The 16,445-nt window shown below is 54.4% G+C and carries 14 protein-coding genes; 6 read left to right on the forward strand and 8 right to left on the reverse strand.

Annotation, left to right across the window (positions count from 1 at the left end; genetic code table 11):
- Positions 1-83 precede the first annotated feature (83 nt).
- Both ABIB18_RS13070 and fumA read left to right on the forward strand, forming a co-directional pair.
- Positions 84-1,592 carry an anion permease gene (locus tag ABIB18_RS13070; protein ID WP_031374416.1) on the forward strand — a complete coding sequence of 503 codons (1,509 nt, stop codon included), beginning with the start codon at positions 84-86 and terminating at the stop codon, positions 1,590-1,592.
- A 159-nt stretch (positions 1,593-1,751) separates the two neighbouring features.
- Positions 1,752-3,398 (forward strand): class I fumarate hydratase FumA, encoded by a 1,647-nt coding sequence (gene fumA / locus ABIB18_RS13075; RefSeq protein WP_031374415.1) that lies wholly within the window; start codon positions 1,752-1,754, stop codon positions 3,396-3,398.
- A gap of 37 nt (positions 3,399-3,435) precedes the next feature.
- Here the strand turns inward: fumA and ABIB18_RS13080 are convergent, their stop codons facing one another.
- Positions 3,436-4,092 carry an SDR family oxidoreductase gene (locus ABIB18_RS13080; RefSeq protein WP_031374414.1) on the reverse strand — a complete coding sequence of 219 codons (657 nt, stop codon included), beginning with the start codon at positions 4,090-4,092 and terminating at the stop codon, positions 3,436-3,438.
- A gap of 88 nt (positions 4,093-4,180) precedes the next feature.
- Positions 4,181-5,248: an SDR family oxidoreductase gene (locus ABIB18_RS13085; RefSeq protein ID WP_031374413.1), complete on the reverse strand. Its 1,068-nt coding sequence runs from the start codon at positions 5,246-5,248 to the stop codon at positions 4,181-4,183.
- A gap of 100 nt (positions 5,249-5,348) precedes the next feature.
- Here ABIB18_RS13085 and ABIB18_RS13090 point away from each other — a divergent pair, with 100 nt between their 5' ends.
- The 4 genes from ABIB18_RS13090 to iolG all read left to right on the forward strand — a co-directional run bounded on the left by ABIB18_RS13090 (position 5,349) and on the right by iolG (position 10,062).
- A complete protein-coding gene (locus ABIB18_RS13090) occupies positions 5,349-6,251 on the forward strand; it encodes a LysR family transcriptional regulator (protein WP_279809953.1) in 903 nt (300 codons plus the stop codon).
- Positions 6,252-6,631: 380 nt separating this feature from the next.
- The gene (locus ABIB18_RS13095; protein ID WP_354474274.1) at positions 6,632-8,074 is read left to right on the forward strand and encodes a sugar porter family MFS transporter; all 1,443 of its coding nucleotides are present in this window, start codon (positions 6,632-6,634) and stop codon (positions 8,072-8,074) included.
- A gap of 136 nt (positions 8,075-8,210) precedes the next feature.
- Complete coding sequence (locus ABIB18_RS13100) at positions 8,211-9,038, forward strand: TIM barrel protein (protein WP_354474276.1); 828 nt, start codon at positions 8,211-8,213, stop codon at positions 9,036-9,038.
- A 13-nt stretch (positions 9,039-9,051) separates the two neighbouring features.
- Entirely contained in the window at positions 9,052-10,062 is a 1,011-nt protein-coding gene (gene iolG / locus ABIB18_RS13105) for a bifunctional inositol 2-dehydrogenase/D-chiro-inositol 1-dehydrogenase (RefSeq protein WP_031374409.1), read from the forward strand.
- Positions 10,063-10,099: 37 nt separating this feature from the next.
- Here iolG and ABIB18_RS13110 read toward each other — a convergent pair whose 3' ends face one another.
- The 6 genes from ABIB18_RS13110 to ABIB18_RS13135 all read right to left on the reverse strand — a co-directional run bounded on the left by ABIB18_RS13110 (position 10,100) and on the right by ABIB18_RS13135 (position 16,438).
- Positions 10,100-11,614, reverse strand: coding sequence for an MDR family MFS transporter (locus ABIB18_RS13110; protein ID WP_227021898.1), 1,515 nt, complete (start codon positions 11,612-11,614; stop codon positions 10,100-10,102).
- A 621-nt stretch (positions 11,615-12,235) separates the two neighbouring features.
- Positions 12,236-12,709, reverse strand: coding sequence for an outer membrane lipoprotein YfiB (gene yfiB, locus ABIB18_RS13115; RefSeq protein WP_354474279.1), 474 nt, complete (start codon positions 12,707-12,709; stop codon positions 12,236-12,238).
- 2 nt (positions 12,710-12,711) lie between these two features.
- Positions 12,712-13,920, reverse strand: coding sequence for a diguanylate cyclase DgcN/YfiN (dgcN, locus tag ABIB18_RS13120; protein WP_031374407.1), 1,209 nt, complete (start codon positions 13,918-13,920; stop codon positions 12,712-12,714).
- A 1-nt stretch (position 13,921) separates the two neighbouring features.
- Positions 13,922-14,482: a regulatory sequestration protein YfiR gene (yfiR, locus tag ABIB18_RS13125; protein WP_354474281.1), complete on the reverse strand. Its 561-nt coding sequence runs from the start codon at positions 14,480-14,482 to the stop codon at positions 13,922-13,924.
- Between the two features lie 357 nt (positions 14,483-14,839).
- The gene (locus tag ABIB18_RS13130) at positions 14,840-15,343 is read right to left on the reverse strand and encodes a P-loop nucleotide/nucleoside kinase family protein (RefSeq protein WP_354474557.1); all 504 of its coding nucleotides are present in this window, start codon (positions 15,341-15,343) and stop codon (positions 14,840-14,842) included.
- Between the two features lie 150 nt (positions 15,344-15,493).
- On the reverse strand, positions 15,494-16,438 hold the full coding sequence (locus ABIB18_RS13135) for a LysR family transcriptional regulator (protein ID WP_354474283.1): 945 nt from the start codon (positions 16,436-16,438) through the stop codon (positions 15,494-15,496).
- Positions 16,439-16,445: the final 7 nt, after the last annotated feature.

Consider the following 16,445-nt stretch of genomic DNA (forward strand, 5'->3'; position numbering starts at 1 on the left):
CACGTCATAAAGAATAATAAAGAAAGCAGTCAGTGAAGTACCGGGGCGCAAATCGCATTCTTCTCAACTTGCAGACAAATACTATGAAACCACTCTCAGCTGTGAATGAACCTCCAAAAGCAGCCCCTGCTGCGGCTGGAAAAAAGAAAGCTATCATGCTGGCCTTACCGGTGTTGGTCGCAGTGCTCCTGCTGCTGGTGCCGGTACCCGCCGGACTCGAACCTTACGCGTGGCACTTCTTCGCTATCTTTGTTGGCGTGATTGTCGGGCTGATTTTTGAGCCATTACCGGGCGCGGTCATCGGTCTGACTGGCGTGGTGGTCATCGCCCTGTTCAGTCAGTTCCTGTTGTTCAGTCCGGCGGAGCTGGCGAACCCGAAATTCAAACTCGCCAGTGAGTCATTTAAGTGGGCGGTGAGCGGCTTCGGCAACTCTACCGTCTGGCTGATTTTCGGTGCCTTTATGTTCGCCGCCGGGTACGACAAGACCCAGTTTGGACGTCGACTGGCGCTGATTCTGGTGAAATATCTCGGTCGCCGCAGCCTGACGCTCGGCTACGCCATCACCTTTGCCGACCTGTTGCTGGCACCGTTTACGCCATCAAACACCGCGCGCAGCGGCGGGACTATCTACCCAATCATTGCTAACCTGCCGCCGCTTTACGGCTCCAAACCTAACGACCCAAGCGCCCGTAAGATCGGTTCTTACCTGATGTGGGTTGCCATCACCGCCGCCTGTATCACCAGCTCAATGTTTCTCTCTGCGCTGGCCCCGAACCTGCTGGCACTGGCGCTGGTGAAAAGCGTGATCGGTTTCGATATCTCATGGGGCATGTGGTTCCTCGCCTTCCTGCCGCTGGGTGTGTTACTGATTCTGACCATGCCGCTGCTGGCGTACTGGTTCTACCCGCCTGAAGTGAAAGTGAATGACGAAGTGCCGAAATGGGCCATCGCTGAACTGGCAAAACTGGGCAAACTGACCCGTAACGAAATCCTGCTGCTGGTGTTTGTGGTCTGCGCCCTGCTGATGTGGATTTTCGCTACCGCCTGGATTGAACCGGCTATGGCGGCGCTGCTGGTCATTATTCTGATGCTGTGGACCGGGGTACTGAACTGGAATGACATCACCAGCAACAAAGCGGCCTGGAATACCTTTGCCTGGTTCGCCACCCTGGTGGCACTGGCCGATGGCCTGGCCCGGGTCGGCTTTATCGCCTGGTTAGGTAAAGAAGGCGGCATGCTGTTGCAGGGATACGATCCGCAGGTTTCCGCAGTGGTGCTGTTAATCGCCTTCTTCCTGCTGCACTACCTGTTCGCCAGTACCACCGCGCATACTACCGCGCTGTTACCGGCAATGCTGACCATCGCGGCATCAATTCCAGGCATCAACATGCCGGTCTTCTGCCTGATGCTGTGTACCTCACTGGGTGTGATGGGCATCATTACCCCCTACGGTACCGGACCCAGCCCGATTTATTACGGCAGCGGTTATCTGCCAACCAAAGACTACTGGCGTCTGGGTACCATCTTCGGCGCCATCTTCCTGGTGTCGATGATGCTGATTGCCTATCCGTGGATGGTGTGGATGTTCTGACGGATACAACATGCAGATCAACGCGTTATAAGATACCATTCCACGTCTTACCCGCCGCCCTCCCGGCGGCGGGTAAATATAATAAACAATTAATTCGCCTATGATGCTGACCCTCGCGGCCTGAAAGCGACGGCTCAGCTGGTCATTAAGTGAGAAAAAATGTCGAACAAACCTTTCTTCTATCAGAACCCCTTTCCTCTGACCCACGAGGATACCGAATACTATCTGCTGAGCCGTGAGCACGTTTCCGTCGCCGAATTTGAAGGCCAGGAAGTGCTGAAAGTTGCGCCGCAGGCCCTGACATTACTGGCGCAGCAGGCGTTTCATGACGCCTCGTTTATGCTGCGTCCGGCGCATCAGCAGCAGGTCGCCTCGATTCTTGACGATCCGGAAGCCAGCGATAACGACAAATATGTCGCTCTGCAGTTTTTAAGAAACTCCGAAATCGCTGCCAAAGGCGTATTGCCGACCTGTCAGGATACCGGCACCGCCATCATCATGGGTAAAAAAGGCCAGCGCGTCTGGACCGGTGGTGGCGACGAAGCTGCGCTGTCACAGGGGATCTATAACACCTACATCGAAGATAACCTGCGCTATTCGCAAAATGCGGCGCTGGATATGTATAAAGAGGTCAACACCGGTACCAACCTGCCGGCGCAGATTGATCTCTATAGCGTGGATGGCGACGAATATAAGTTCCTTTGCATCGCCAAAGGCGGCGGCTCAGCCAACAAAACCTATCTCTATCAGGAAACCAAAGCGCTGCTGAGCCCAGGCAAGCTGAAAAATTATCTGGTCGATAAGATGCGCACGCTCGGCACCGCTGCCTGCCCGCCGTACCACATCGCGTTTGTGATTGGTGGTACCTCGGCAGAAAGCACCCTGAAAACCGTTAAGCTGGCCTCCACACATTATTACGATGGCCTGCCAACCGAAGGGAATGAGCACGGCCAGGCGTTCCGTGATACCCAGCTGGAGCAGGAACTGCTGGAAGCCGCGCAGCAACTCGGCCTTGGCGCACAGTTTGGCGGCAAATATTTTGCCCATGATATTCGGGTGATCCGTCTGCCACGCCACGGCGCTTCCTGTCCGATTGGCATGGGCGTTTCCTGCTCGGCAGACCGCAACATCAAAGCCAAAATCAACCGCGAAGGCATCTGGATTGAAAAACTGGAAGCCAACCCGGGTCGTCTGATTCCTGAAGCGCTGCGTCAGCAGGGTGAAGGCGAAGTACTGCATGTCGATCTCAACCGTCCGATGGAGCAGATACTGGCACAGCTGTCGGCCTACCCGGTCTCCACGCGTTTGTCGCTGAGCGGCACCATCATCGTGGCGCGTGATATTGCGCACGCCAAGCTGAAAGAGCGCATCGATAACGGCGAAGGCCTGCCGCAGTACATTAAAGATCATCCGGTCTATTACGCTGGCCCGGCCAAAACGCCTGAAGGTTACGCTTCTGGCTCACTCGGCCCAACCACCGCTGGCCGCATGGATTCCTATGTTGATCTGCTGCAGGCACACGGCGGCAGCAAGATTATGCTGGCCAAAGGAAACCGTAGTCAGCAGGTTACCGATGCCTGTCAAAAACATGGCGGTTTCTACCTGGGCAGCATCGGGGGTCCGGCTGCGGTACTGGCGCAACAGAGCATCAAGCGTCTGGAATGCGTGGAGTATGCTGAACTGGGTATGGAAGCGATCTGGAAAATTGAGGTGGAGAACTTCCCTGCCTTTATCCTGGTCGATGACAAAGGCAACGATTTCTTCCAGCACATCGAGCGACAACACTGCGCGAAATGCGTTAAGTAATAAAAAAGCCCCGATTACGGGGCTTTTTTTTGCTGGCTTAATAGCGCTGTAATCGTTGCAGCGCCGTCTCAATCGGCTGGTCGCCGCTGGTCAGCTCGATAATCTGATACTTAATCGCCGGAGTTTCAATCAGGCCAGCCAGCGTGGCGGCGACATCATCACGCGGGATTTCCCCGTACGGGATCGCCAGATCGGCCTGTACCCGACCGGTGCCGGCTGCATCGGTTAGCGTTCCCGGACGCAGGATCACCCACTCCAGCCCGCTCGCCACCAGCCGCGCATCCGCCAGCCTTTTGACCCGCATATAGTTTTCAAATCCTTCCGAAATCGCTTTACCGCGACCAGCATCCGGAAACGCCGAGACCAGAATAAAGCGTGGCACACCCGCCTGTTCCGCCGCCGCGACCGCCAGATCCAGCCCGTCGCCGTCAATCGCATTGGTCAGCGCAATACCCGCGCCACCCGCACCGGCGGTGAAAACCACCACCTCGTGACCGGCCATCTTTTGCGCCAGCTCGTCAACCGTCAGTTGCTGAATATCACCTGATACCGGCTGCGCGCCAGCGGCCTGCAGGGTAGCAGCCTGCTCCGGTTTACGGTGCAGCGCCGAAACCGCGTGCTGCTTAGCGCTTAGCTGGCGGGTCAGTCGCAGACCCACTTTACCCGCCGCGCCGATAATAAAACATGCCGCCATAATCTCAGTTCCTCTGTTAATTCAGCGAGAGCAGAAGTATAGCCATCAGCCAGAGACAAAACAGGCGCCTGATGCGGCGCCTGTTGACTTACTGCGGGATCACTTTTTCCGCTTTCAGCTTATCAAACAGCTGAGTGAAGGAGTCGAGCGTACTGCGATAGCCGGTGAAGCCCGCTTTGCGACTTTTGCTCATGTCGGTGAAGGCTTCCATCGGACGACCAAGATCGGCGTCGGTATGCCACCAGGACGCGAGCTTATTGATGTCCGCTTCGCGCAGTTGGTGACGCTGGGCAATCTCCTGCCAGGCGCTGGCCGCTTCCTGCATCCGGCCTTCCAGCGGCATCATCTGCGCCGGGAATTCGGCCGCCTCGATACCGAAATAGCCAGCCAGCTTCGGCCACATCCAGCTCCAGCGGAACACATCGCCGTTCACGGCGTTGAAATCCTGATTGGCCGCCGCAGGAGACGTAGCCGCCCAGTGCAGTTGCTCAGCCAGCAAACCGGCGTCGGTCATGTCAGCCACGCCATTCCACTGCTCTGGCGAGCCGGGGAAAATAAACGGCCAGCCTTTTTCTTTGCACAGCGTGGCATACACCGCCAGCGTCTGACCCATGTTCATCGCGTTACCGACGGCGTAACCGATAATGGTGTGCGGACGATGAACGCTCCAGCGGTAGTCATATTTTTCCGCGCCAGCAAACAGCTCATCTTCCTGAGCATAATAGAAATTGTCGACTGGCTGACGACCCTGCTCTTCACGGAACGGCGTTACCGGCACCGCGCCTTTACCGTAGGCTTCAAACGGGCCCAGGTAGTGCTTAAGACCGGTTACCAGCGCGACGTGTGCGCCCTTCAGCCTTTCGCCCAGCGCCTCGATGACGTTGCGTACCATGCCGCCGTTAACCCGGATGTTCTCTTTTTCATTCTCCTGGCGCGCCCAGACGCTGAAGAAAACGGCATCCGGTTTCACCGACTTCAGTGCTTCGCGCACCGCGTCAGCATCGGTCAGATCGGCTGTCAGACTGGTCGCGCCTTCCGGTACCGCGCCGCGTCCGCGTGACAGACCGGTCACCTGCCAGCCCTCCTGCTGCAGTTTGTCCGCCAGTGCGCGGCCGATAACGCCGCTGATACCCACAATCAAAGCCTGTTTTTTCATTTGATTTCTCCTCGTTTTGCGTAATGCTAAGCCTAATAGAGAATTGAGTTCTTATCTCTGGCATTAATTCATAGCATTCTCAACCTGAGTTCATTAATCAATGCACGATCAGCGCCTCAAAGATATCCTGCCTTTTGTTGCCAGCGTGGAATGCGGCAGCTTTACCGCTGCCGCTGAGCGCCTGCATGTTACCGGCTCGGCCGTCAGTAAAAGTGTCAGCCGGCTTGAAACAAGATTAGGTTCCCGATTGCTGGAACGCACGACCCGCAGCCTGCAATTGACCGATGCCGGCAGCGCCTATTACCAGACCTGCCTGCGTATTCTGGAAGATCTGGCCGAGACCGAAGCGGTGCTGGCGGCGCAGCGCACCATTCCCTCCGGCCGCCTGCGACTGGCGGTGCCCAACACCTATGGCCGGCTTAACGTGATGCCGTTGCTGATGCCGTTCTGTCAGCAGCACCCTGAACTGGCGCTCAGCCTGAGTTTTTCCGATCGGTTCGTCGACCTGTTTGATGAAGGGGTGGATGTCGCGGTGCGGATTGGCGGTGCGCCCGACCTGCCCGCCTCGCTGGGCTGGCGTAACATGGGCCGTGAGCAGATGCAGTTCTGCGCTGCACCGACCTATCTCGATCGTGAAGGCCGGCCACACAACCAGGCCGGGTTACTGAATCACCGCGCCATCCTTTATCAGCGCGTTGACGGCAGCACCAAACCCTGGCTGTTTACTACTGAAGATGGTCAAGCGAACTGGCGCGATGTGCCTTACCGGATGGCATTAGGTGATGTGGATGCGCAGATGCAGGCGGTAAAAGCTGGTCTGGGTATCGCACAAATGCCTTCCTGGCTGATTCGCCAGTCAGTCGCCGCCGGAGAACTGGAGATCGTTCTTCCCCAGTTGCAGCCTGACGGACTGACGCTCAGCGTGGTGTGGCCTCGTCGCAAACAATTTCTGCCCAAAGTGGATGCGCTGCTCTCTGCCCTGAGCGGCCTGGTGATCCGCTAATCTGACGGCGCAGATCCTCCGGTCGCGCCCGTCGTCCGCCTGCCGGCTGTTATTTTAATTTCCCCCTGCGGTTTGGGATGTTTATTTCATCCTGCGGTTATTTATCCGAAAATAAGACAATTCCAGCCCCTTTGTTTCACCGGCCCCGCCTTCTCTTCACATGGTGACGCTTTATTCCCGCGCTCAATAACCAGCTTAAATTTAAACCGTTTATTCGCATCCTGATGGAATCCCATCAAAATAAAATGGCCGGAAGGCTTGAGCTCACAAAATGAAAACTAAATTCCAAATATAATTTAACCCGAAATATAAATATCAGTAGGGTGAATGCTCCTTCATGTTCTGACGTTTTACCTGGCCTGTTTTCACCTGGAGTTTTCATGGAAAAAGAACTGTATATCTCGTCGAACCCGGCATCTGGCCCTAATAGCGCCACCCGTACCGGGCCGTTTGTGAAGATTATTGCGCTGGTGGCGACGCTGGGCGGCCTGCTGTTTGGCTACGACACCGGCGTGGTGTCGGGTGCGCTGCTGTTTATGCGTGGCGATCTGCACCTCACCCCGCTGACCACCGGACTGGTCACCAGCTCGCTGCTGTTTGGTGCCTCCTTTGGCGCACTGGCCGCTGGCCACCTGGCGGATAGCCTCGGCAGACGGCGCATCATCATTGCGCTGGCGCTGATTTTCGCCTTCGGCGCAGTGGGCTCAGCCATCGCCCCGGACGTGGAGTGGATGATCGCCTCACGCCTGTTTCTCGGATTCGCGGTAGGCGGTGCGGCCGCGACGGTACCGGTCTATATCGCAGAAATCGCGCCAGCCAATAAACGCGGCCAGCTGGTGACGCTGCAGGAGCTGATGATCGTCAGCGGCCAATTGCTGGCGTACATCTCCAACGCCACCTTCAACGATATCTGGGGCGGCGAAAATACCTGGCGCTGGATGCTGGCACTGTCGATTGTGCCCGCCATCCTGTTGTGGATTGGCATGATATTCATGCCGGAAAGCCCGCGCTGGCACGTGATGAAAGGCCGCAGTCAGGCGGCCCGCGAGGTGCTGGAGAAAACCCGCGCAGCCGAGGATGTGGAGTGGGAACTCGAAGAGATCGAAGAGACGATTGAAGAGAACCGCCAGCAGGGCAAAGGCCGGCTGCGCGATCTGGCCACGCCGTGGCTGATAAAAATATTCCTGCTCGGCATTGGTATCGCCGCCATTCAGCAGCTGACCGGCGTAAATACCATCATGTACTACGCGCCGACCATGCTGACAGCCGCTGGCCTGAGTAACGATGCCGCGCTGTTTGCCACCATCGCTAACGGTGCGATTTCAGTGGTGATGACCCTCGTCGGCATCTGGCTGATCGGCAAAGTCGGCCGTCGCCCGCTGGTGCTGATTGGTCAGATGGGCTGTACCTGCTGCTTATTCTTCATCGGGCTGATCTGCTGGCTGATGCCGGAATATCAGCAGGGCGCGGTTAACCTGCTGCGCGCTTATCTGGTACTGGCGGGAATGCTGATGTTCCTCTGCTTCCAGCAGGGTGCGCTGTCGCCGGTGACCTGGCTGCTGCTGTCGGAAATTTTCCCTGCCCGGATGCGCGGCATCTGCATGGGTGGCGCGGTCTTTTCACTGTGGATCGCTAATTTCGCCATTTCGATGGCCTTCCCGATGTTATTAGCCGCCTTTGGTCTGTCGGGTGCGTTCCTTATTTTCGCCCTCATCGGCATCGGTGGTTCTGTTTTCGTCATGAAGTTTATTCCCGAAACCAAAGGAAGAAGTCTTGAGCAGGTAGAGCACTATTTCTACGCGCTTTATAACGGCAAAAAATAATGCTGCCGCATGGAGCCCGCAGAGATATCACTTTCGCTTAACGACGGTCAGAGAGGAAATAGCGACGTTCACCGATTAAATAACCGATGACGATTAAACCCGATTATTACGCACACATTACTTTCAGGAAATGACTATGAGCTTATCTATTCCACAGGCACGTTTTTGTGTAAACCGCAAAATTGCGCCCACTCTGAGCATCGAACGTTTTTTTAATCTGGTGACTCAGCTGGGTATTCATAAAGTCGAACTGCGCAACGACATGCGCAGCGGACGCGTTACCGACGATCTGACCGGTGAACAGGTTAAGGTGCTGGCACGCCAGTCAGGCATTGAGATCGTTACCATCAATGCGGTCTACCCGTTTAACCAGCTGAACGATGAGGTGCTGCAGCGCACCCGCCAGCTGCTGAGCGATGCCCGGGCGGTGGGTGCCGAGTCGCTGGTGCTCTGCCCGCTGAACGATGGCACCCCGATCAGCGCGGCGGATACCGTTGCTGCGCTGAAAATCTTAGGGCCGCTGTTTGCCGACTACGGCATTCAGGGACTGGTGGAGCCACTTGGCTTTCCGCAAAGTTCGCTGCGCTCAGCAATTCAGGCGCAGGCGCTGATCAAACAGGCCGATGTACCGTTCCGGCTGCTGATTGATACCTTCCACCATCATCTGTTTGAGGATGCTGAAAACGGCTTCGAACAGGAGATTGATGTGCAGCAGCTCGGGCTGGTTCACCTGTCTGGCGTAACCGATCCGCGGCCGGTCGCCCAGCTTACCGATGAAGAACGCATCATGCTGAGCGCCGACGATCGCTTACGCAGCAAGCAGCAGGTCGAGCGGCTGGAAAAAATGGGCTACACCGGCCTTTACGCCTTTGAACCGTTCTCATCGGTGATGAATGACTGGCAGGAAGCAGACATCATCCGCGAAATTCGCGACAGCATTCAGCTGTTGAACCACTCAGCCTGATTAAGGAAGCACTATGACTATCAATATTGGCGTTATCGGAACCGGTGCGATCGGTCGCGAACACATCCGTCGTTGCAGCACGGTATTGCAGAATGCGCGGGTGGTAGCACTCAACGACATCAATCGTGACAACTGTCAGCAGGTTGTCGATCAGCTGACGCCTGAAGCGCGTATTTATGATAACGCGATTGAGCTGATCAACGATCCGCAGGTCAATGCGGTGCTGGTCACCTCCTGGGGTCCGACCCATGAAGCCTTTGTGCTGGCCGCTATCGAGGCTGGCAAAGCGGTGTTCTGCGAGAAGCCGCTGGCGGTCACCGCCGAAGGCTGTCTGAATATTGTTGAGGCGGAGATCAAGGCGGGTCGCCAGCTGGTGCAGGTCGGATTTATGCGGCCGTATGACAGCGGCTACCGGGCACTGAAAGCGGTGATCGACAGCGGCGAGATTGGCGAACCGCTGATGCTGCACTGCGCGCACCGTAACCCGGAAGTGGGTGACAGCTACACCACCGATATGGCCATCACCGATACGCTGATCCACGAACTGGATGTGCTGCGCTGGCTGCTGAACGATGACTATGTCAGCGCACAGGTGATCTTCCCGCGCAAAACCCGTAAGGCCTCGTCACACCTGCGCGATCCGCAAATCGTGTTGCTGGAAACCGCCAAAGGCGCGCGTATTGATGTCGAAATTTTTGTTAACTGTGAATATGGCTATGACATTCAGTGCGAAGTGGTGGGTGAAAGCGGCATTGCCCGTCTGCCTGAGCCGATGTCAGTGCAGCTTCGCAGCGCAGCTAAGCTGTCGACCACTATCCTGACCGACTGGAAAAAGCGTTTTATTGACGCCTATGACGTCGAGCTGCAGGCGTTCATTAATAACGTTATCGCTGGTGAGATGACCGGTCCCTCAGCCTGGGATGGCTATGCGGCTGCGGTGGCGGCCGACGCCTGCGTCGCGGCGCAGAATTCCGGTCAGATTGTGCCGGTAACGATGGCGGAAAAACCGGCGTTTTATCGCTGAAAGCAACGCTGCACGGCGGGTTCCGCCGTGCATTTTCTCATCCCTGCGTCCCTTTTTTCAGCGGCTCCTCACGCATCAGCAGCGACAGGATAAAGGCCAGCACCATGACGCAGGCCGCCATCATAAATGCCGCATGAATCGCCGCACCAAACGCCTGCAGATAATCGTGCCGGATATCGGCCGGCAGCTGATTCAGCGCTGCGGGCGAGATCGCGGGCGACAGCACGGTTCCGGCCGGCATCAGCGCTTCAAGCTGCGATTTCAGCACCTGACTGAAAATGGTGCCAAACAGCGCCACCCCAATTGAGCCGCCAATCGAACGAAACAGCGTCACCGACGAAGTGGCTACGCCGGTCAGCGCCGGTTCAATGCTGTTCTGCACCACCAGCACCAGTATCTGCATCACCATGCCCAGTCCCATCCCCAGCACGGCACTAAATAACTGAAGCTGCCATAACGGCGATGTGATGGTAATGGTGGTCATCAGCGCCAGCCCGGCGGTAGCCAGTAAAGTGCCGACAATGGGGAACAGGCGATAACGTCCGGTTTTGCTGATGATGCGTCCGCTGATAATAGAGGTGGTCAGCAAGCCGCCCATCAGCGGCAGCAGTTGCAGGCCCGCCTCGGTTGGCGTGGCCCCTTTCACCACCTGCAGATAAAGCGGCAAAAAGGTGACGCTGCCAAACAGCGACATACCAATAATGAAGCCGATCAGACTACTCAGCACAAAGCTGCGGTTGCGGAACAGCGTGAGCGGAATAATCGGTTCCCACGCCCGGCGTTCTTCATAAATAAAGCCAATGCAGCCGACCAGACCGAACGCCAGAATGCACCACAGTTGCGGATCGGACCACGGCCTGATGGTGCCCCCTTCGCTGGTAAACAGGGTAATGCCCAGCAGCGCCATGCTCAGGCAGATCGCGCCCGGGTAATCAATTTCGTGCCGGGTGCGTTTACCGCCTGAATTGAAGACGATGCCGATCACCAGCAGAGCGAACAGACCCAGCGGCAGATTGATATAGAAGATCCAGCGCCAGGAGACGTGTTGCACAATTGCGCCGCCCAGCAGCGGTCCCAGCACCGTGGCCAGCCCGAACACGCCGCCGAATAAGCCCTGATATTTTCCCCGTTCAGCCGGTGGGATCACATCGGCCACCGCCGCCATACTGACCACCATCAGCCCGCCGCCACCCAGTCCCTGTAGCGCCCGGGTCAGCACCAGTTGCGTCATATTCTGCGCCAGACCACACAGTGCGGAGCCCAGCAGAAACAGCACTATCGCAATCTGCAGTACCCGTTTGCGGCCAAACAGATCGCCGAATTTACCGTACAGCGGCACCACAATGGTCGATGACAGGGTATAAGCGGTCACAATCCATGACAGCCGATCCAGCCCTCCCAGCTCGCCGGTGATGGTCGGCAGCGCAGTGGAAACGATGGTCTGATCCAGCGCAGCCAGCAGCATCACCAGCAGCAACGCGCTAAATAATAACCGCACCGGGGGCGCTTTCCCGTTGGGTTGTTCCTGCAATTCGCTCACCTTATCAAACAAAATTTAACCTATCCTGTTGTTTTTATTGAAATCACAAGCTTATAAATCAGTCTGTCCATCAGGATTTCACAAATAAAGCTGTTTTCCAACGACATATCAGAAGTTTAGCTGGAAAAAGAAAACGGTTTTCATCACAGGATGTTCGCGATCTCGCCGCTGAGCGGCAAGCGCATTCTGACGCACCAGGGTGGTACGCATACGAATCAGGCTACTGTGCTGCGCGATTTTGGCGGCGGCTGATTTAACCGGTCGGGGTGTTGAAAGTTTGAGCAATAGCAGATTATGAAAACAGCATGGTGATTCTGTGCCACTCCACAGTTTATCCTGGTGCTGGCGGTTAGTTTATTCACGAAGCCAGCGGATGTAGCCTGTTATTTTTCTTTAGAAGCCGGGATGAATTACTCATATACGCAAGGGTCAGGTAAATTCTGTTGCCAGATTCAGGCTTAATGGGTTCATTAAAACGCCCGGATATAACCTTCATCCCTTTAACTGTCACTCACCCGACTCGCCGATGAATAACCTTCCCTGTCAGTCAGCATCTTAAATGTTATATGCACAATCACCACAAAAACAACGCGATACGGCCGCGGTATCATTATGCAGCGGCCGTCGGGATTATCATGGCGCAGTGATCACAATTGCCACGCGCCGATTTTGCGCGCGCCCCTGAGCGCTATTGTTGGGGGTAACCGGTGCACTCATGCCTAATCCACGGGTAGTGATATTTTCAGGCGGTATGGCAGCGCCTTCCGCCCACTGTGCCGCTACCGCGTTAGCTCTTTTTAACGAGAGCTGTTGGTTATAGGCTGCTTTGCCGTAATTATCGGTGTGCCCGTCAATGCGCACATGCTTAATACCGGTTGACGCCAGGTTTTTCGCCATCGTCTTGATGTTACTTTTGCTGGACGGGGTAAGCTCTGATTCGTTTACGCCAAACAGGATCTTATCGGATATGCCCAATCCCCAGCCTTCGGTATTTTGACTGAATCCGGCATTCTGCATCGCGGCGATCTGCGCATCGCTAAAACGCCCTTTCGACTGACACCCGACCAGGGCCAAAATAAGCACCATCAGGGAAATTTTTGTTTTCATAATTAAGCCTTACTTTTTCGCTTATTCTTGTACATATTCATATCGGCACGCTCGAGAATAGACTCAACCGTATCACCGTGTTGTGACCAGGCGTAGCCGATGGTAACCGAGGTAGTGATCGGCGTACCTTCAGCAATCACAATTTTTTGCATCATGGCCTGGTGAATGTTCTGCATGAGCAGCTGTAATTGCTCTTCACTGGCGCGACTGCTCACCAGCATTGCAAATTCATCCCCACCTAATCGGGCGACTAAATCCTGCTCGGCAGCCAATGATGAGAGGCGCGACCCGATAGCTTTTAATACCTCATCCCCGGCGGCATGGCCCCAGTTATCGTTAATGCTCTTAAAGCGATCGCCATCAAGAAACAACAAGGCAAAACGCTCTTCGGCATATTGCTGATCGAGCAGCTCAGTAAGACGAGCAGCAAAGGCGCTGCGGTTGGCAAGTCCGGTTAACGGATCTTCCAGCGCTTTGGCTGCCAGAGAGCGATTATCGCGAATAAGTGAGGCCTTCAGCGTTTGCATTTCCATCAGCAACGAGTTCAGGTCATCTGAAAACAGCTGAAACTCACTGGTCGGGCTCTCCGGGATACGCAGGGAAAAATCGCCAGAACGAATCACATAGTGAATCGAACTGGTAATGTTGCGCAGCGTTGCAATAATCCCTCGATGCAGAAACTCACTCAGCAGAAGCGAGATAATCAGCACACATAACATACCGCAGGTAAGAATCATAAAAGAGTAACGAATGAAACTCACCGCACCGGTCACCGTGCCTTCCAGCGTCAACGTACCAACAGTAACGTCTGCGTGATTTATATTAACCTTAAGAGGTTTAAGATAAATCCATTCACGTAATAACCGTGAATACCAGCCCGTCTGTTCTTTCTGAGCATGCCAGTCGACCAAAATAATCTGATCGCGGGTGGCCAGTTTCGCCGAATCGAACATGCCTTCATCGCCAAGCCGGGCAATTTTATTATGCGCATCGGAACTGTCGGCAAAAACGGTAGCGGCGGTTAGCGTGGTGCTTAACGTCGCGGCGATCAATTCAAGGTTTCGCTTCTCATAGTTTTTAATAAATAGCAGCGAGGTAGAGGAGAGCAATAACCAGCACAACAGTAATATAACCGCAGAATTGATGGTGCTTATTTTTCGCAGTTTATTGCGTATCGATGATTTGTCGTTTCTGAATTTATCGTATTTCATGTTATTCGCTTCTATCGCGGGACAGCAAAAGCACGTCCGGACTCACCCTGACACCGCTTCTGGCAAGCGAATCAAGGTTAACGGAAAAAAGCGTACGATCCGGTTGAAAAATCATGCAAAAAGCAGCGCCAATGGTGCAATCCGCGTTGTTCTCCGCAAGGGTCAGCACGGCTCTTCCACTGAACTGCTGAATAAGTGCGACCTGCTGTTGCGACGTCTGATCGCCGAAATAGACTGCATCGCATCTGTGTGTCGGGAGGTCGCTGGCTTTAGTAAGATAAACAACAGTGAATGTCGCTGCCGGAGATGGTTTTTTTTCCGGCAAGGAGAGATGCCGGGCTGAAGAAAAAACACATAATTGTGGCGGGCCGGTCAATCCCCGCCACTGGGTAAAGCTAATAATACCGCTGACAATACGATTGGCTTTGCCATCTTTTATTTCGGCATAGGCAAGATGAGGAATAAGCAGCAGCAAAATAAGGACCGTAAAGACGATTTTGCAGATGTGGCGCAGGAAAAGCAGCACATCGACTTCATGATGAATTTGATATTTATCTATCATACTGCGTTCCCAAAAATTCGTCGCACGGTAATACGCCTCAATAAGCGCGAAAATATTAGCATAGCTGTGGTTAAAATTGTACTTATGGTTTGGTTCGCCCCCTCATCCTGCTGGTTATAGTTTTATGCGCTTATCCGCGAAATAATTTTGCGGGGTTCAGGGAGGTCAGAGAAGGCGTTCAGATAAGCAGGCTGCACGGCTCAACCGCTATTTCATGCTGTGGATATCATCGGGTTCAGTATCCTTCCCTGGCTGCAATGCACACTTTAGGTACTTCTTCTTTGGCCTATCGCCATCAGACCTGAACTGGCAGGAAAATTCCGGCAGTGGACTTTGTTTGCTGTACCGCACAGCTGCTCAGGACTGCCTGCTCGCGCTGAGGATCTGGTCCACGCACTGGTCGACGGATAATTTTGCGCTATCCAGTTGCAGATGCGCTCTGTTCCACGGTTCATAGTGGCGATTGATCACGGCCTGCCAGTCAGGTACTTTTAAGCCCGGAATATCGGAAATTCTGTTCTCTACACGCGTCCGATGCTGTTCAGCATCCGAGCAGAGAATTTCAATTTCCAGAAACGGAACATCCGACGATAGGGCTATCTCACGGAAAGCGTCACGCACCAGATTAAGGTCATTAACCGAATCAGTGATTACGGTAGATCCCAGTCTGAGATTATCCCGCGCCAGCGCATAAAGTATGAAATAACCTTCGGGCCCAATTTCCCTGAAATGCGCCGATCCGTTCCGCAGCGCCTGTTCGACCGTATCAACGCGTAAATAAACCGCGTTTAATCGTTGGGATAATCGCTTTGCGATAGTGCTTTTTCCGCAACCCGGCAGTCCACTGAAAATGAAGAACATCATCACTCCTGTTAAATTAGCGCTGCAACGGTAAACCTCACGCGTCTGCACTGCTAACAAACCCCGTTCGCCTGAATGAGTCTCGGGTAACAGCCCGCTTTGTACCACAAGCAGGCTGTCAGTGCCTGACTGCAACGTCGAACTTTTGGCTTATCTTTTTTGTTGCTCATATTTCCAGTAAACCGGCTGCCCAAATTTGCGCAAGAAGTAATCTATGACCGTGCGCGTATTTAATGCAGGAAATTTGCTGCCCGGATACAGCATGAAAATCGACTGGCCGGCTTCACCTGTAGACACTTCATAATCCATGAGCAGCTCGGTGAGGTGACCGGACTTAAGCAGGCTACCTATCTGCCAGTCCGGAAAAAGGACAATACCGGCTCCGTCTTCGGCCATCCGGATTAGCGATTCAGCACTGTCAGACATGACTTTGGGATGCTGGCTAATGTTGTACTGTCCCTCTTTGCCTGAAAAACACCAGCGTGGTATTCCCATATGCCCACGATAAACAAGCAAATGGTGTTGCCGTAAATCTTCCGGCACCTCAGGTATGCCGTATTTATGCAGGTATGAAGGACTGGCAGCAAGATGCCAATTCTGATCTGCAATAAACCGCCCATGCAACGCCGAATCTTTCATGCCAGCGATACGTAACACCAGATCAGAGGCGTCAGACAGCGGATTAACAAATTCGTCAGTGAGACTCAGATCGATCGACAGTTTTGGATAAAGCTCACTGAGTTCCGCCATCAGGGGAGATATGTGCCTTATACCGAAAGAAACCGGCGCATTAAATCGTATCCGCCCTGATGGGACATTCATGCGTTCGCTGACAAGCGCTGACGCACTGCTGACCTGGTCAAGTATCTGCCGAAAAGCGCTGGCATAAATTCGCCCCTCTTCAGTGGGCACCACAGCACGTGTACTCCGGTAAAGCAGTTGGGTTTCCAGAGAAGCCTCAAGTAGCTGAAGAGTGCGTGAAGCAGAGGAGACCGCTATCCCTTCCCGCCTCGCCACTTCAGAAAAATTTCCCGTTTCCATAATGCTCATAAACAGCTGCATGGCACGAATATTAATGTGAGTTAAGTCTTTCATCTGAGCG

Source organism: Pantoea sp. UYEF8 (assembly GCF_040546285.1).
Taxonomy (GTDB): domain Bacteria; phylum Pseudomonadota; class Gammaproteobacteria; order Enterobacterales; family Enterobacteriaceae; genus Pantoea; species Pantoea brenneri.

What these genes read in the sequence shown, in the direction of transcription:
- ABIB18_RS13070 (WP_031374416.1), top strand. Translation starts at nt 84, where the DNA reads ATGAAACCACTCTCAGCTGTGAATGAACCTCCAAAAGCAGCCCCTGCT.
- fumA (WP_031374415.1), top strand. Translation starts at nt 1,752, where the DNA reads ATGTCGAACAAACCTTTCTTCTATCAGAACCCCTTTCCTCTGACCCAC.
- ABIB18_RS13080 (WP_031374414.1), bottom strand. Translation starts at nt 4,092, where the DNA reads ATGGCGGCATGTTTTATTATCGGCGCGGCGGGTAAAGTGGGTCTGCGA.
- ABIB18_RS13085 (WP_031374413.1), bottom strand. Translation starts at nt 5,248, where the DNA reads ATGAAAAAACAGGCTTTGATTGTGGGTATCAGCGGCGTTATCGGCCGC.
- ABIB18_RS13090 (WP_279809953.1), top strand. Translation starts at nt 5,349, where the DNA reads ATGCACGATCAGCGCCTCAAAGATATCCTGCCTTTTGTTGCCAGCGTG.
- ABIB18_RS13095 (WP_354474274.1), top strand. Translation starts at nt 6,632, where the DNA reads ATGGAAAAAGAACTGTATATCTCGTCGAACCCGGCATCTGGCCCTAAT.
- ABIB18_RS13100 (WP_354474276.1), top strand. Translation starts at nt 8,211, where the DNA reads ATGAGCTTATCTATTCCACAGGCACGTTTTTGTGTAAACCGCAAAATT.
- iolG (WP_031374409.1), top strand. Translation starts at nt 9,052, where the DNA reads ATGACTATCAATATTGGCGTTATCGGAACCGGTGCGATCGGTCGCGAA.
- yfiB (WP_354474279.1), bottom strand. Translation starts at nt 12,709, where the DNA reads ATGAAAACAAAAATTTCCCTGATGGTGCTTATTTTGGCCCTGGTCGGG.
- dgcN (WP_031374407.1), bottom strand. Translation starts at nt 13,920, where the DNA reads ATGAAATACGATAAATTCAGAAACGACAAATCATCGATACGCAATAAA.
- yfiR (WP_354474281.1), bottom strand. Translation starts at nt 14,482, where the DNA reads ATGATAGATAAATATCAAATTCATCATGAAGTCGATGTGCTGCTTTTC.
- ABIB18_RS13130 (WP_354474557.1), bottom strand. Translation starts at nt 15,343, where the DNA reads ATGTTCTTCATTTTCAGTGGACTGCCGGGTTGCGGAAAAAGCACTATC.
- ABIB18_RS13135 (WP_354474283.1), bottom strand. Translation starts at nt 16,438, where the DNA reads ATGAAAGACTTAACTCACATTAATATTCGTGCCATGCAGCTGTTTATG.